Annotated in this window: 8 protein-coding genes; all 8 read left to right on the top strand. The window is 41.5% G+C overall.

From position 1 onward, the window contains the following. Positions 1-614: 614 nt before the first annotated feature. The 8 genes from B3E92_RS21895 (at position 615) to B3E92_RS21860 (ending at position 17,977) form a co-directional block, all read left to right on the top strand. Entirely contained in the window at positions 615-2,003 is a 1,389-nt protein-coding gene (locus B3E92_RS21895; protein WP_286898352.1) for a DUF4832 domain-containing protein, read from the top strand. Positions 2,004-2,031: 28 nt separating this feature from the next. Then, the gene (locus tag B3E92_RS21890) at positions 2,032-3,819 is read left to right on the top strand and encodes a glycoside hydrolase family 2 protein (protein ID WP_286898349.1); all 1,788 of its coding nucleotides are present in this window, start codon (positions 2,032-2,034) and stop codon (positions 3,817-3,819) included. Positions 3,820-3,947: 128 nt separating this feature from the next. Further along, complete coding sequence (locus B3E92_RS21885) at positions 3,948-6,683, top strand: sugar-binding domain-containing protein (RefSeq protein WP_286898346.1); 2,736 nt, start codon at positions 3,948-3,950, stop codon at positions 6,681-6,683. Between the two features lie 13 nt (positions 6,684-6,696). Continuing rightward, positions 6,697-7,467, top strand: coding sequence for a hypothetical protein (locus B3E92_RS21880; protein ID WP_286898345.1), 771 nt, complete (start codon positions 6,697-6,699; stop codon positions 7,465-7,467). A 199-nt stretch (positions 7,468-7,666) separates the two neighbouring features. Next, a complete protein-coding gene (locus tag B3E92_RS21875; protein WP_286898343.1) occupies positions 7,667-11,731 on the top strand; it encodes a hybrid sensor histidine kinase/response regulator transcription factor in 4,065 nt (1,354 codons plus the stop codon). A gap of 129 nt (positions 11,732-11,860) precedes the next feature. Beyond that, positions 11,861-13,039 (top strand): glycosyl hydrolase family 28 protein, encoded by a 1,179-nt coding sequence (locus tag B3E92_RS21870; RefSeq protein WP_172462281.1) that lies wholly within the window; start codon positions 11,861-11,863, stop codon positions 13,037-13,039. A 283-nt stretch (positions 13,040-13,322) separates the two neighbouring features. After that, complete coding sequence (locus B3E92_RS21865) at positions 13,323-16,319, top strand: SusC/RagA family TonB-linked outer membrane protein (RefSeq protein WP_286898341.1); 2,997 nt, start codon at positions 13,323-13,325, stop codon at positions 16,317-16,319. An 11-nt stretch (positions 16,320-16,330) separates the two neighbouring features. Next, positions 16,331-17,977, top strand: a complete 1,647-nt coding sequence (locus tag B3E92_RS21860) for a RagB/SusD family nutrient uptake outer membrane protein (protein ID WP_286898339.1) — start codon at positions 16,331-16,333, stop codon at positions 17,975-17,977. The last annotated feature ends 65 nt before the right edge of the window (positions 17,978-18,042 follow it).

The raw sequence follows: 18,042 nt of genomic DNA, 5'->3' as shown, positions 1-18,042 counted from the left end.
TGATAGAATTTTTCATTTCTTTCGAATGAAGAGAATCGTATGGAACATGAACCTAAAAAGCCCGAGAACAATCGGGCTTTTTACATTAAATAGACTGCTATAAATCTGATAAGAAACCTCCCTAATAGTTATAAACGGTATAAAATCCAAGAAGAAGAGCTATTTCTTTATCACTTAGTCTCCATAAGTGAATGATTTTATTCACATCGTCCTTCATAGCGGATTAAATCCTAATTTTTGTACAAAAACGAACCATTTCTGAACAAATCAATACCATAGCGGTAGCCTGTCGTGGCTAATTTTGTACCGTATCCCAATAAATCAGTTTTGTTGAATCAGCACACTAAATGATAAACTATAGAAGTCGCTGGCACAACAGGAATAAAATAACCAATAGACTTGAAAATATGTTCAAAAACGAAATGATAAACAAACAGCTATTCTCAAATTGGATAATAAATTTTTTTTTAACGCTTTTATTGTGCACTTCTGGATTGCTTGGTTTTTCTCAAAAAAATAAAGGGAAAAGCGGTTCGGGCAACACCGGGTATATTTTATTAAAGCCAAAATACGATGGTCATTCAGTCTTGCGCAATCCTTTAAATGGTTGGGTAATGTATGCTCCCCGTAATGCCGATGATACGTATTGGGATATCGAATATTTTGTGCCAGCATTGGGTAAAAAGGTAAAGGTCATTGATTATGCTTCGGCATGTTATGTACGCACGAGCTGGTCTTCGCTGAATCCCAGTGACGGTGTTTATGCCTGGGATGATCCAAACTCTAAAATAGGAAAGCTCCTTAAAGGCGCACAAACGAGAGGGTTGCCCATAGCGCTCCGTATTGTGGTAGATGGTCGCGACCAAGGTCAAAATACACCCAAATTTGTGTTCGACCTCGGAGCCAAATATTATTTGGAAAATGAAAATCATCCCGATAGGCAAACACCTTATCCTCAGGATGCGGTATTTAGAAAATACTATACCAAATTTATCACAGCTTTGGCCAAGGAATTTAATGATCCTGAAAAGACCTCTTTTATTGATGCCTATGGCTTGGGGAAATGGGGCGAAGCACATTATGTTGTCTATGAAGACCCCAAAATGGCAACGCCCGAAAGTACTGAAAAAATAAAGGAAGAAACCCTGGACTGGGTGACCAGCTTATATGCTAACACATTTACAAAAGTTCCTTTGGTTATCAACTACCATCGTCTGGTCGGTCATCCCGAAAGTTGGGGCGCAGTCAACCCGAATAGTGAACGCTTATTGGATAAAGCTATTGATAAGGGGTATAGCCTTCGCCAAGATGCTTTTGGCATGACTGGCTATTACCAGAATTGGGAAAAGGATTTTGCCAAGAAATGGAATTTTAAGCGTCCTATCATTATGGAAGGAGGCTGGATTATTGCCCCAGGTAAGCACCGTTATTGGACAGACCCCAGTGGAAAATATAGAGAAGGTCATGACGAGGATGTGAGGAAAGGTGAGTTCGACCTGTCGGCCGAAGCCCATGTCAATATGATGGACTTTAGAGCGGGGGGAGAAACTGAATCCTGGTTTAAATCCTTTGATTTGGTTCAACGGTTTATTACAGAAGGGGGGTACCGTGTATATCCAGACCAAATCAACCTCCCTCAAGATATCAAGTCGGGAAAGATAGCGCAAATCTCCCATCGTTGGCAGAATATGGGCTGGGGCTATTTACCTAATAATATTCCACAATGGAATTACAAATATAAAGTTGCTTTTGCACTGTTAGATGCCAAAGGGAATGTTAAAAAGATTTTTGTAGATCGTCAGAGTGAACCGTATGCTTGGTTGAAAGGTGCTGCTGCGAGTTATAAAATAAATGCAAAAGTAGATGTACCTGCAGGAATTTATAGCTGGGCAGTCGCCATTGTTGATACGACCAAGGAAAATAAGCCGGCTATTCAACTTGCCCTTGATGGAGATTTGACGGCTCAGGGTTGGATAAAGCTTTCGGCATTGCAGGTAAAATAGAAAATTTTATTAACAACTAACACCTATTATGATAAAGCTGATCAATCTATCTTTGATATTGTCCCTTTTTTTTAGCCTGATAACCTCCAACCTTGTTGCACAGCAAAATATGGCCAATGTGTATGGTAGGCGAGCTCAATCCTTAAATGGAAAGTGGGACGCTATTGTAGACTTATACGACCAGGGAAGAAAAAACCAAATCTATCTGAATAAAAAAGCCGAAAGCAAGACTGATTTTTATGAATACGCTTTCGAGAATGGTCTCCGTTTAAATGTACCTTCAGATTGGAACAGTCAAATGCCTGAACTTAAATATTACGAAGGTACCATCTGGTATGGCCGTAAGTTCGATGTAGTGAAAGAAAATAACGAAAGTTTGTTCTTGTATTTCGCTGCGGTAAGTTACCGTTGTCGCATATATCTCAATGGACAAGAGATTGCACAACATGAAGGTGGTTTTACCCCCTTTCAGATTGAAATAACAGATGCAGCTAAAGAAAACGATAATTTTTTGGCAGTTGAGGTAAATAATAGCCGGCAGGTTGATGCCATTCCGGCAATGGCCTTTGATTGGTGGAACTATGGCGGTATTACCCGAGATGTCTTTTTGGTAAGCACGCCAAAAGTTTTTATCGATGATTATTTTGTGCAATTGGACAAAACCAAAGCCGATAAAATCAATGCGAAGGTCAAACTTTCGGAAACGATGGCCAATTCCTCGGTAACTATCGAAATACCGGAACTACAACTAAAACAAACGCTTAAAACAGATGCTCAGGGGGAAGTAAAAACTTCATTCCTATCGAGAAAAATCAAACGTTGGTCGCCTACTGCACCCAAACTGTATAACGTGAAGATTTCAACGCGCGACGATCAAATAGAAGAGGAAATAGGTTTTCGCAATATTTGGGTAAAAGGGGAAGATATCTTCCTGAATGGCGAAGCTATTTTTCTCAAGTCCATTTCATTTCATGAGGAAATACCTCAGCGCAAAGGTCGTGCTTTTTCACAGGCAGATGCAGTGATGCTGCTTTCAGAAGCGAAAGCTTTGGGCTGTAATATGATTCGTTTGGCGCATTATCCACAAAATGAATATATCGTGAGAATGGCCGAAAAAATGGGTTTCTTGTTGTGGGAAGAAATTCCCATTTGGCAAGGCATCGATTTTGAAAATGAATCGACCAAAGAGAAAGCCGGTAAAATGATGCGGGAAATGGTTGCTCGAGACAAAAATCGTTGCGCACTAGCTTTTTGGGGAGTAGCCAATGAAACCCAACCATCCGAGCCTAGAAATGCTTTTATCAGGCATTTGATTGCTACATGCAGAGCCATTGACACGACCAGGCTTATAACCGCTGCTTTTGATCTTGTTCGTTTCAATAAGGAGAAGGAAACCTTTGTTATGGATGATCCTTTTACGAAAGAATTGGACGTCGTAGCTGTTAACAAATATTTAGGTTGGTACCACTCCTGGCCAGTTTCTCCTGATAAAGCAGTATGGGATGTGGCAAAAGGCCAGCCTTTAATTATTTCTGAATTTGGAGGCGAGGCGCTGTATGGCAAAACGGGCGAAAAGGATGTCGTCAGTTCTTGGAGTGAAGATTACCAAGCGACTTTGTACAAAAACAACCTCGAAATGTTTAAGCATATTCCAAACCTGCGCGGAACTTCACCTTGGCTGCTATTTGATTTCCTTTCGCCGTTCCGTTTTCATCCGACCAACCAAGATGGCTGGAACCGCAAAGGATTGATCTCAGACCAAGGCTACCGAAAGAAAGCCTGGTTTCTAATGAAGAATTATTATGAGAATAAATAGAACTTCAATCTTAGCGCTTCGAAAACAGCCCTTAAAGACAATTTCACACTGACAAAGGCTATTCGGCCTGGCGCGCAAAGAATAGGTTTGTGAAGAGAATGAAAGTACATAAATAATCGAAATACAAAATGGACGAATACAAGATAAGTATATACAAATACGTTAAAATAATATGCCTACTGGGGCTTCTAGTGCAAGCAACCTTTTTAAAGGCGCAAGATGTCATCGATTTATCGGGTACTTGGGGCTTCCAAACTGACGTGATGGATTTTCGAATGGGCTCCCTGTCTCCCCGCTATAATCACGGTTTACAAGGAACAATTAAACTTCCGGGTATTACCGACGATTATCAGATAGGATATCAAAATCCTTATAAATATATTGACCGTCTGACCCGAAAATACGAATACATGGGGCCGGCATGGTACCAACGCGATATCGATATTCCTGCTGACTGGAAGGGAAAAAAAATATTCCTATATTTTGAGCGCACCCACTGGTTAAGTTCAATTTTCGTAGATACCAAGGAAGTTAGCAGCATAGATTATGTGAGTGTGCCTCACAATCACGATCTGAGTACTTCCTTAAAACCCGGAAAAAAGCATCGTATTACCATTTGTATCGATAACCGATTTCAGTACAATACACATAAATGGAACCATGCACATACTGAATTTACGCAGATTAACTGGAACGGTATCTTGGGAGAAATGAAACTGCTGGCCATAGATCCGGTTTATGTGGAAGACCTTCAGGTATACCCAAATATCACCGATCAGTCCATAAAAGTAAAATTACGGATCAATAATGTAACAAAAAAAAAGGTAAAGGGAAAGGTTTCCTTTGCTATCGACGGAACAAACTACAGTCTTAAAAATGAAATTGCTTTGTTAAGTACCGATTCGGTCACGTATATAGAGACAAAAATTCCCTTAGGTAAACAGATTAAACTGTGGGATGAGTTTAACCCAAATATTTATCGGATTAACTGCCAGCTGAATACTTCCGACGGTAAAAATAGCTACCAGCATGAAAAAGCGACCACCTTTGGTATGCGTGAAGTAAAACAAGGAAAAAACCATGTCCTGCTCAATAATCATCCGATCCATTTAAGAGGCAATGTTGAAAATGCAGTGTTCCCAAAAACAGGGCATGCTCCGCTCGATGATGCCTCTTGGGAACGCATTATGATACTGATGAAGGACTACGGCATGAACCATTTACGTTTCCATTCTTGGTGCCCCCCGGCGGCGGCCTTTCGCATGGCAGACAAACATGGGATATATTTTGAGGTGGAAATGCCTATGTGGGGCAAAGACGCCGAACCCGATGAGGCCAGATATAACTTCTTCCGCCGTGAAATTAAAGCTATTTTGAAAGAATATGGCAACCATCCTTCGTTTGTTCTGTACTGCAACGGCAATGAAATTACAGGGAACTTCGACTTTATTGAGGAACTTACCGCCGAAGGCAGAAAAGCTGATCCTCGTCATCTTTATAGCGGTTCTACTGCACGGACAAGAGTTAAATCAGATCAATATTACGTGTCCCAGCAAACCAACAAAGGGGCTGTAAAGGTTTACGAAGGTCAACCGGGTACTGATTGGGACAAGAATGCGGAGTCTGATGTAGATGTGCCCGTCATTTCACATGAGTCGGGACAACGTTGTATCTATCCAAATTTTGATGAAATAAAGAAATATGCCAACAGCCCCGTAGAGGCCCGTAATTTTGAAGTATTTAGCGATTTATTGCAAAAAAATGGCATGCTGGACCAGGCAAAGGATTTCTTCAGAGCATCTGGTGCGCTGACCGTGCTGGAGTACAAAGCCGTGATTGAAGCCCTGTTACGATCGGGTAAATCTGCCGGATTTCAGCTTTTGTCGATGAACGACTTTCCGGGACAAGGTTACGCACCCGTGGGGATATTCGATCCTTTTTGGGATTCGAAAGGATTGGTTACGGCAGAAAAATTCAGGGAGTTTTGCGCGCCAACAGTCGCTCTACTACGCTATAACAAAAGCAGTTTTTTCAACACAGAAACATTTAAGGGTAAAGCCGAGGTATATAACTTTAGCAATTCTGCACTTGAAAATGCGAAAATTAAATGGTGGTTAACTGATACCGCTGGTAACGTATTGAAAAAGGGAACACTGAAAAAGCAAACCATTGCCAACGAAAATGTATCGCCGGTAGGTGAATTTGAGATTTCCCTGAAAAACATCGGCACCCAAAAAGTTACGGTTCATCTTGCCGTGAACGATAGCATTAAGAATAGCTGGGACATTTGGGTATATCCAAAACATCAACATCTGATGCAATCTACAGCAAATGTGTTGTACACCGATGTCTACGATGATGTTGCAAAAAGGCAGTTGGCCCAGGGCAAAACCGTGGTTCTTTATCCTTCGCCAGACCAGGTAAAAGGTCGAAAATCACTGTTTCACAATCATTTTTGGAATCCCATTATGTTTGCATGGGCACCGATGACCATCGGCAACCTGGTCCATCATAAACAGGCCATGTTTAAGGATTTTCTTACTTCATACCATACCGATTGGCAATGGTGGGATATCCTAAACCATGCAAAAGTAATCGAAATGCAACATGCACCACAACAACTGCGTCCCTTTATACAGGTCATCGACAGTTACGACAACAACCAGAAATTGGGCATTGGTTTCGAAGCCAAAATGAACGGCGGGAAACTGCTAGTATTGGCATTGGATACCAAAAATGATATGGATAACCGTCCCGCTACCCAACAATTGTTGTACAGTATCGATAATTATGTAAAAAGTGAGAAATTCTCGCCGCAAGTGGCCTTAGAAGAGACCTTTATTCAGTCATTTTTAGAGAAATAAAAAGGATTAAACGATGATAAGAACAATGATATTGTCTATGATGACTTTTCTTTGGGGTCAGATCCTCATAGCACAGGAAATTATGTTAGAAGAGAAAGCATCCGTAAACCAGGTCTATAATAAGACTGTCGAGGCAGAAAGGGCATTATCTTTTAACGATTTGGACATCGAATCGGGCTATGTACTTTATCAGATCGAGATAAACACTGATGCCGAAAGCGAAGAGCTGGAATTGGAAAACGTACGCGATTATGCCGTGGTCTATGTCGACGGTAAGATACAGGGTAGCCTGACAAATAAGAGTAAAAAACTAGCCATCAAAGCAAATCCAGGCAAACACTTGCTTCAACTTTATGTCGAGAATATTGGTCGGATCACTTACGGTCCAGAAATTACAGATAATTCAAAAGGGCTATTTGGCACCATTACTTTAGATGAAAACGACCTTCAAGACTGGAAAATGATCCCCTTGACGGTTCGTAATTATCCACTGAGGGATTTGGTTTTTGAACAAAGACCAGCTAATGACAGCCCCGGTTTTTACAAAGGTCAGTTCGAACACAATCTGTCCGGAAACAAGTATCTTAATATGACAGGATGGGGAATGGGCGAGGTCTGGTTAAATCAAAAATATTTGGGATCTTACTGGGAGGAAGAAAAACAGCAGTCGATATTAATTCCTTCGGCGGATTTAATACCCGGAAAAAATGAACTTGTAATCTTCGAACTCAAAAATAATCAGCAAAAGAAGATAAGTTTGTCCCCAACGCCTGTTTTTAAGTAAATTGGTACTGTTGGCTTCGCATGGAGCTGAACAGCTGAAAAAGAGCTAAGGCCAGAATTTCGACGAAGCTCTTTGCCTAATAGTATGATAATCGAAGTTTATAGAACCACTGATCAACAATTAGCTTCAGGTATTTTGATTGGAACTGGCACGCGTAAATCTTGGATTGAAATTTAAACAGCTTTAATAGCATCGGTAAATGAATAAATACAGTCTGATAATTTGTTTCGTCATTTTTTGGGGGCAATGTGCTCTCGGTATCGATCTTTCGAGGTATAGATTTCATTTGATGCCCGAAACTTCCTATTATGGCGGTATACAGAGCATCGCAAAAGATAGTTTAGGACGTATTTGGTACACGGGACCCGATGCGCTCTTCATGTACGATGGCAACAGTTTTTATCAGTTAAATGATATCGTCTCTGCGATCAAACCAGCACAAAAATGGGGTTATGGTTCTTTAATTCGGGATAAAAAGGGAAATCTGTTTCTAGCTTCTGGGCAAGGCTTATTAAAATTCGATTACGAACGGTTTTCTTTTCATGTCGTGGTTCCCGGAATGATCCGTTCGCTTTGTGTACATAGCGATGGTCAGGTTTACATGCTGTCAGACAATAGCATACTACGCTATAATCCGCAAAATAAACTGACAGAAAGCTTTTTATTGCCCAAAAACAAGTCTTTCCAAAATATATTGAGTGCTAAAGATCACGTGTTTCTAAGCCAAGGCGCTGTTGTGTATCAAGTTGAAATGACGAAAAAACGCTTAATCCAGTTTGCGGATTTTGGTAGTACGACAAATCATGTGAACGATGCGGTTGCGTATGGGGGCTTATATTACTTTTTAACACAACGAGGGGGAATCCATGTAACGGATTTGACAGGTACCTTAAAACAGAAGATCCCGGTAAGCGTAGCGGGAAATTCATCTGTTTTAACCAAAAAACTTTATCTGGACCAAACCGGCATAATCTGGGTGGCTACACAGGCCGGATTATTTTTTTATGATCCCGCGACTGAAAGTAGCAGTGCCTTACGGATGAACCTGAACGATGCCTATTCATTACCTAATAACTCGATATGGACGATTTATCCAGACCCGGACCAAGGGGCCTGGATAGGTACTTACGGTGGTAAAATAGCTTATTGCTCGCTTTACGATTCCCGAGTGCGTTACTTCAAGCCCAGCCCAGGGGGACTCAATCACCCCATAGTCAGTAGTTTTCAGGAAGATCATCTGGGAAATATATGGATCGGTACCGAGGGGGGAAGCCTGAATTACTGGAATAGAAAAAAGGATCAGTTTACCCCCCTAGAAAAATCGCAGGGTAGTTCGTCAAGTCCCCATATGATTAAACGCCTGAAATTTGACCGAATGAGCAAAAAACTGTTGATTTCAGCCTATAACGGCGGTATTGGCAGTTATGATGTAGACAATCAGCATTTCAGCAGTTTCAATTTCCGCTCTCCGGAAAGCCAGCAACCACTCACCGTTTATGATTTTGTAAACGATAAGGAAGGCACCTGGTGGATGACAGATCCCGATAAATCATTTTTATATCGAAGGAAGCCTCTGGGTTCTATAGAGATGGTGAGCGTCCTTAATGCGCAGGGCAAAAAAATGGAACTCGAAGTCGAAGCATTATATGTGAATAACCAAGATCAGCTCTGTTTAATTAGCCATCAAGGATTTTTTGTTGTAAATCCCCATACCTTAAAGGTATTGAAGCACTACGTGCTCAAAGATGCTTCCTATTCAGCAAATTACCTGTGTAGTTATACAGCGACTTCAAATGGCGAAGTGTGGTTGGGAACATTGGGTAAAGGCGTAAATGTACTCAGAAGAGATGGGACATATGTCAACTATAGTGTAAATAACGGATTTCCGGCGAAAATGGTATTTGGCATATTAGAAGATGTTGCCACGAAAAATATCTGGTTAAGTACCAGTGATGGTCTTTTTTGTTTCAACTGGAAGTCCAGTAAATTTGAGAAAGCGAGATTTTATCAGGAAAATAACATTGGTTCATTTTATATTCATGCCGCTTACAAAACTTCCAGGGGTGAAATGCTGTTTGGTGGTACCAATGGATTTCTATTTTTCGATCCGGCGTACCTCAATAAAAATCTTCAAAAACCGAAAGTGTTTTTTACAGGATTTCTGGTTAACAATAAACTCGTGAAACCAGCGGATGGCTCATCAGTTTTAACGAAAGACATTGGTAGTCTTTCCAATCGAAAAGAAGACAAGATAAGACTCTCCAGTAGCCAGTCTAATGTAGAAATTAAGTTTTCGGCAAATAGTTATCTATCCGCAGAGAAAAACCAGTTCGCTTACCGGATGTTGGGGCTTGGTGAAGACTGGCAAATCAGTCATGCCAATCAGAAATCTGTACAGTTTCTCAATCTTCCAGGCGGAGATTATACCTTTGAAATCAAGGCTTCCAACAATGATGGGCTATGGGGCGATCAAATTTCACGATTATATATTCATGTCGATCCACCATTTTTCTTGTCGTGGTGGGCTTATTGCTTCTATGCAGCACTTGTTTCTGCTCTGCTCTTTTTCATTATGAGATATTACAGCAATAAAAGAGTGTTTAAAGAGCGATTAGCACTCGAGCGTTTAAAAGAACAGAATATGCAAGAGCTGAACCAGGCGCGTACCGACTTCTTTACCAATATCTCACACGATTTAAAAACACCGCTAACCTTGGTTTTACAGCCGCTTAAACAACTCAAAGACACTATTGTGGCCAATGATACCGCTTTGGTCTACATGGATTTAATAGAGAAAAATGTATCCAGAATACAGCGGATGATTAGCCAATTACTGCGCTTTCGCGAAATAGAAAGCCAAAAAATTACGCTCAATCCGCAGGTTGGTGATTTTATCAATTTTGTAAGGGATCTATTTAGCTTATTTGAGCTCTATGCCAATAAAAAAGGTGTTGAAACCAATATTTCCGCGTACAAGGACAATTTATATGTTGCCTTTGATTACGATGTTATCGAAAAAATATTGACTAATCTGTTCTCCAATGCCCTAAAATATACTCCAGATAATGGGTATGTGGGCGTACGTATCTATAGTGCAACAGCAGAAGAAAAAGAACGGTTTCCTTCGTTAGATCCGAAGGAAGTCGAATACATCTCCATTGAAGTTATAAATACCGGTGATTGTTTTTCTGAAGAACAGATTGCGACGCTTTACACTTCTTTCAACCGCTTATCTTCTCATCGGCCAACTTTTGAAGAAAGTTCAGGACTTGGACTTGCCATTGTGAAAGAACTGGTAGATGTGCTGGAGGGTAAAATATGGATGGTCAATAAGACCGATAAAATTTCATTTACCATTTCACTACCGTTAAGGAAACAGGCCGGGGCAGGCGATATGCAGCCTAACGTTTATGATTATACCGTTTCTGAAATCGACGATATTATCACGCAGGATACTGCAGCCCCAGAAACAAGATCGATCCCTATAAAAAAGACAGATAATATCCTGCTCATTGAAGATGACCAACAGCTGCGTGTCTATCTGGAGCAGCGTCTGGCCGAAAAATATAATGTATATACAGCAAGTGACGGCGAAGAAGGTTTAATTAAAGCCGAAAAAATTTATCCGCAACTTATTATTACCGATTTGATCATGCCAAATCGCAATGGCTTGGAAGTATGCCGTAGCCTTAGACAAAATTTTAAGACTAGCCATATTCCTATTATTATGATTTCGGGTACGGGAGATGACAACCAGCATAAAATAAAAGCATTGGAATATGGCGCTAATGTCTTTATTGATAAGCCGTTTCATGTTGACTACCTGTTGCAACAGACGGAAACCATTCTAAGAAATCAGCGGGAACTAAAAGAAAAATACAGCAAACACATTCAGGTAGATCCCTCCAATGTAACCGTTACCTCCATGGACGAGGAACTGCTGATTAAGGCCATTCAGGTCATTGAAGAAAATATTGACAATGCAAGTTATTCCGTAGAAGATTTTGTGGCTGATATGAACGTAGGCAGAACCATTCTCTATCAAAAAATACATGATATTGTGGGAATGTCTATCAAAGAATTTATTTTGAATATGCGACTGAAAAGAAGTGCTTATCTGTTAGAAAAATCGGATTTGACGATAGCTGAAGTTGCTTACCAAACCGGGTTTAACAATGCCAAATACTTTAGCGTCTGTTTCAAAAAACAGTTTGAACTGAGCCCTTCAGAGTTTAAGAAAAAGGTTTCCAGTGGAAAGAAATAAAAATACAGCCAATAGTTTACCGATTTACCCGTTCAGATAGGAGGAAGGCAATTCTATATTTTTGAAATCCTAACGATCATGAAAATGACAATTTTTAGAAAAACGTTTCTGCTTACATATTGCTTTTGCTTGTTTAACGTAATTTATCTGACAGCGGCTGTCGCCCAAAAGGTAGATGAGACTTCGATCAGCCCCAATAAATACAAAAGTGGTTCCCAGTCAGAACGTATACAAAAAGCCATAAATGAAGCAAAAAAGTCGACTGGGAAAGTAGTGATCCCTAAATACGATGCGGTAACAAAAAAAAGTGTCTGGCTCATCGATCAGGCCATTTTGCTTCCGGGCGATTTTGAACTTGAATTGAATAACTGTACCATTAAGCTATCGGATAAATGCCGGGATAATTTTATTCGTTCGGCAAATGCAGGGCTGGCAATTAAAGATATAGCACCCACAAAGAATATCAAGATTATCGGAAAAGGAAATGTTCTTTTAGAAGGAGCTGATCATCCCAGAGCTACCGGTGACCATAATAAAATCTTGTCCTTAAATCCCAGCGGATTTGGACAATCTTATGGTACAGATGCAGGTAAGCCCCGAGAGAACCAAAAAGGTGGATGGCGGAACCACGCCATTATATTGGCTCACACTGATGTATTTGAGGTTAGCGGCATTACATTAAAGGATTATCATGGGCATGGACTGGTATTGGAACGCTGTACAAACGGTAAGGTAAGCGATATTACTTTTAACGTAAGGCAGGCCGTCACTGTTGATGGAGTAGACAAACAGATTTTGAATCAAGACGGCATGGGCGTACGTTTTGGCTGTAAAAATATTATTATTGCGAACTGCAAAGGTAAAAGCGGTGACGACTTTATTAATATAGGGTTGACAGATACCGGAGTGGGAGCAGGCGAAGAAAATGTCAATGTGGTCAGTGGTTCGATATATCGGGGCGAAATCGACAACATTTCAACTATTTATCTCCAGAACTGGCAGGACTTCTATTCAATTTCACACCGATCCATACGGATTATGCCTGTGGGTAAGCTCCGTATAAGTCATGTTTCTATCGAGAATATGGTCATCAGTCCGCTAGCAAAACAAGGTTTGGTGGTCGAGTATGGCGAGCATGTGCAGGGCTTATTTGTAAGAAATTTAATCAGTCATCAACCGATAAAAGCCAAAGGTATCTCGCAGGCCAGTTTCCGCGATATCATATATAAAGGTCAGGGTGAAGCTATCGATGTGCAACCAAGCGATACCGTTATCCTAGATCATCTAATGTGTATAAAAAACGAATAATAAAGCGCTCCTAAACTCCATTTTACAGCGAAAAACACATGTTTTTGCCTTTTGTACAAAATCAAACCATTTTTGTACAAAAACGAACCCTACGAATTGGTGATGATAATAGTTTTGTCTTAACCAATTTTAAAAAAGCAAAATATGTGTATGAAAATTCCTCCCGACCACGTGATTAGGCTCACGCAGGGTAATCCGAACTGACCTATATTAAACTCATATTCTTTACGAGAAAGGGAAAGTAAAGAACGCAAGTAAATTTTAAACTAACCATTATAAATCAATGATACAAAAGATACATATCTGGCTCAGGAGCTGGATAATGAGTGCTACCCTATCGGTGGTGGCGGCTAATTATGCTTATTCGCAAGCAACAGATCAAATAAATGTCAAAGGTCAGGTCACCAATGATGCAGGAGAAGGACTTAAGGGTGTTTCGGTCATGATTAAAGGGGCGAAAACCGGTGTTCAGACAGATGCAAATGGCCGTTATACCATTCAGGCATCACGCACGGCTACGCTACTTTTTACCTATATTGGTTTCAATAGCCAGGAATTAAAGGTCAATCCATCAGGAATCATCAATGTGAAGATGTCAGGAAATAATGTCCTGGATCAGGTTGTGGTCGTAGGGTATGGTACAGCCAAGAAGAAAGATTTAACAGGAGGTTTGGCCGTGGTTGGAAAAGAGCAGCTCAGCATGGTATCTACCTCAAACCTGATGGATCGCTTGGTGGGACAGGTTGCCGGTTTTTCCATTACGACCGGCGAGGCTGCGCCGGGAGCATCACAGACCCTGTTGATACGCGGTGAAAATTCGATATCGGCCAACAATAGTCCGTTGATTATTTTAGATGGTATTCCCTACAGCGGATCCCTAGCAGATATCGATCCCAACAACGTCGAAAACCTTTCGATCTTAAAAGATGCCTCCGCTTCGGCTATCTACGGTTCGCGTGCGGCCAATGGGGTTATTCTGATACAAACAAAACGGGGGGCGTTGGGTAGAGCTCAGGTAAACTATAAAGGTTTGATCGGCATGGCCGAGCCTATGCAACGCATCAATGTCATGGGGCCAAATGAATATATCCGCTTTCAACAAGATATTGCCCGAATTAGGCAAGGCTATACTGGAGCGCTATTGGATCCCATCGCCGGGGATATTATTAGCGTAACAGAGCGCGGTAATTATGCGAAAGGCATTACGAACAATTGGCAGGATTACGTCTTTCGAAAAGCCATGACCATGGATCATCAGCTGAGCATCTCCGGTGGTACAGAGAATACAAAATATATGGCTGCCCTCGCAGCTTTGGATCAAGAGGGTGTGGTATACAATTCTAAGTTGTCCCGTTTAAATATTACCACAAATGTAGATCAGACTTTTAATAAATGGTTAACGACTGGTGTTGGCCTGCAATATACCCGGAAAAGCGACGGTGGTATTACGCCAAATTTGGAACATGCCATAAAACAAAGTCCTTATGGGAGCTATAAAGACGAATCGGGGAAGTATGTGCCCGAGCCCATGGAGTATTCATTGATCGTCAATCCGATGCGTAACGTCAATGCGATTCAGGATAGGTATAATAACAACTTCTTTCTTTCTGGCTATGCCAATATTTTGCTGCCTGTGGAAGGTCTCTCCTTACGATCAAATTTTGGTTATAATTATCGGAACGGATTTACAGGAACCTATTACGGACGCAATACTTTTGAAGGCAGGGATCAGGGTACGCAGGCCGGAGGTAGTGCTTCCATTAACAATTCCAACTATAACGATTATACTTGGGAGAACCTGCTCAAATACGAGCGGCAGATCGGCGATCATCGTTTTGATGTGACGGGTTTATTCAGTATGCAAAAAACGAAAAGCTGGTCAACAGCCCAGAGCGGTGCAGGTTTTGTAACCGATGATACCGAATACTTTATGATCGGTTCGGCTAGCCGTCTTGTTTCCAACAGCGCTTCCTTATCGGAATCTGCGATGCTGTCATACATGGGTCGGATAAATTATGCCTACAAAGGCAAGTATCTATTGACCCTGACAGGACGGACAGATGGAGCCTCGGTATTTGGTGTCAACAATAAATATGCATTTTTTCCTGTCGCAGCGGCGGCATGGCAAATCGGGGAGGAAAGCTTTTTAAAAGATCATGTAACATGGCTGGATATGCTGAAAATCCGCCTTTCTTATGGCGCCAACGGTAATCAGGCGATTACACCATACCGCACTTTAGACCGCTTATACTCCAATGTAAAATATATCTGGGGCGATGATGGTACTGCCGTTACGACAGCCTATTTGGCCGGAGATGGTGTGGGGAACCCTAATCTGAAATGGGAAACCACCTATTCGACCAACCTGGGACTGGACTTTCAGTTATTTAATAACAGATTGGGGGGAACTATCGATGCCTATCTCTCTAAAACGAAAGATTTACTGATGACCCGCACTGTACCTATCATGAACGGGTATAATCGCATTTGGGACAATATCGGCGCCACCCAAAATAAAGGTATTGAAGTCACCTTAAACTCGACGAACGTGAAAGGAGAAAATTTTCAATGGAATACGACTGCTGTGTTTTCCTTAAACCGAGACAAAATAGTCGAGTTGAGAGGAGACGGTATCGATGATATTGCCAACAACTGGTTTATTGGTAAGCCATTACGAGTATTCTACGATTATAAAATGATCGGTGTATGGCAAAATGGAGAAACCATTACTGTGGATGGGGCAGCACCCGGAGCTGCCAAGCTCTACGACCGCGATGGTAACGGCAAGATAGAAGCAAGTGACAGGGTGGTCATAGGATCTAAAAATCCACGCTATACAGCCTCTTTAGCCAATCGGTTTTCTTACAAAAATTTTTATGCATCTGCGTTGGTAACCGGGGTTTTTGATGTATGGCGCGATGATCACATGGCCAATCTTGGGGCCTGGACTTTCGGGATTACCAACTATGTACACGATGCCAATTATTGGACACCGGAGAATCCCAATGCGACGATTGTTTCACCCGGTTATCTCAATCCATTAGGACACGGGTACTATAAAAAGGTGAGCTACGTACAGGTGAAGAATATCACCTTTGGTTATAAATTGCCACACAAAATTGCTAAAAAGGTCGGTGTAAATGGTATTGATATAAACGCTAGCGTGAACAATCTGAATACTATTTCTAATATCAGAGAGGTACTCAATTACGACAACACCTGGATGGCCTCCTATCCGACGGCACGTTCGTATATGTTTGGCTTAAATGTAAACTTCTAATCGATTAGAACATGAAAATGAAAAATATTATCACAACAAGTTTGGGGCTTATCGTATTGTTAACCTTAGGAGGTTGTAAGAAGTTTCTGGAGGAAGAACTGAAAACTGAACTGGCCCCCTCAAACACCTATACCAGCACCTACGGTTTCGAGGTGGGGAGTGCTGGTTTGTATACACTCACACGTTCAGAATACAATACCTATGGCGAAGGTGGTGCCTTCATCCATAATGGTGCCTGCCCATATGAAGCTTTACAGGTATCTACAGATATCGCTGATGCCATTAATAGCGATGGCTCGCTGACGGCTTTTGCAAACCTTACACTTACTGCCTCAGAACGGTTTGTGGGTACTTACTGGAATTGGGCTTACAACCTCATTTCATCGGCAAACCTGATGCTGGTTTATTCCGAAAAAAATACCAATTGGGATACGCCTGCGGATAAAGCACGTTTTCAGGCTGAAGCCCGCTTCTTTCGGGCATATGCTTACCGTACCCTGGTTTATCTCTATGGCGATGTACCCTATGTGGAAACTATCCTGTATGATTTTCAGCTTAATTTTACCCGTACACCAAAGGCCGAAGTCATCGGCCACATGGTAGACGACCTGAAGTTTGCGGTGGATAACCTGCCTACAAATCCGGACGACGTAAAAGAAGGAAAGCTGACCAAATGGGCCGCAAGTCATTTGCTGAGCGAAATCTACCTATTGCAGGGCAATCATGCCGAAGCAGAAAAGGCCGCATTAGCGGTCATCAATAGTGGGTATTATAACCTTATGAAAAACAGATATGGCGTAAATGGCAGCAAACCAGGCGATGTATTTAGCGATTTATTTCTGGAAAATAACCAAAATAGAAAAAGTGGCAATAAAGAAAGTATCTGGGTATTGCAGTTCCAGTTTAACACGATCGGTGGTGGTACCAATTCGGATGACTGGACGCGTAGGGCTTGGATACCAAATTACTCGACGATTACAGGATTTGTTTTGGCTGACACATTGGGCGGCCGTGGTATTGCACAATTAGTGCCAATGAAGTGGTGGGTAGGCACCACAGGTACCAATGCTACAGGCAATGTCGCTGGTATTTTCGAAACAAATGATATCCGTAATTCAGGTTATAACATTAAACGCAACTGGTATTACAACAACGCGAATGAGACCTCGCTATATGGTAAAAAAGCCAATATTACCGAACAGACCTGGTTTACGACAAAAAGCTTATTTCCAGCGATTACAAAATTCTTTTACGGACGTACTGAAAATTTAAGTTTGACCGGTAGTTATAAAGATCGTATGAAATTCCGTTTGGCTGAAACCTATCTGTTGCTTGCTGAAGCCTATTTGGGGCAAAATATGCCGGATAAAGCTGCCCAAGCCGTCAATGAAGTGCGGAAAAGAGCTGGAGCGTCCGAAATTACCGGCGCTCAGATGAATATGGATTTCCTGCTCGATGAGCGTATCCGTGAATTAGTTGGTGAAGAAAGCAGAAGATTTACCCTGGTGCGTACCAATACTTTGGTGGAGCGGGTCAAAAAATATAATAATGCGATCAAGGATAAAATTACGGACAACAATATCTTATGGCCTATTCCACAGGTGATCAGGGATGCCAATACAGGGGCGCCGTTCCCACAGAATCCGGGTTATAATTAATGGTTATGGGAGGCTGTCCGAATCCTAATCGTATTTTCGGCAGCTTTCCCATCTGATGACAAAAA

The sequence above is a fragment of the Sphingobacterium sp. UBA6317 genome (assembly GCF_002440385.1).
Lineage (GTDB): Bacteria > Bacteroidota > Bacteroidia > Sphingobacteriales > Sphingobacteriaceae > Sphingobacterium > Sphingobacterium multivorum.
The sequence above is the reverse complement of the archived record's forward strand: the minus strand, read 5'-3'. Positions and strand labels throughout refer to the sequence as shown.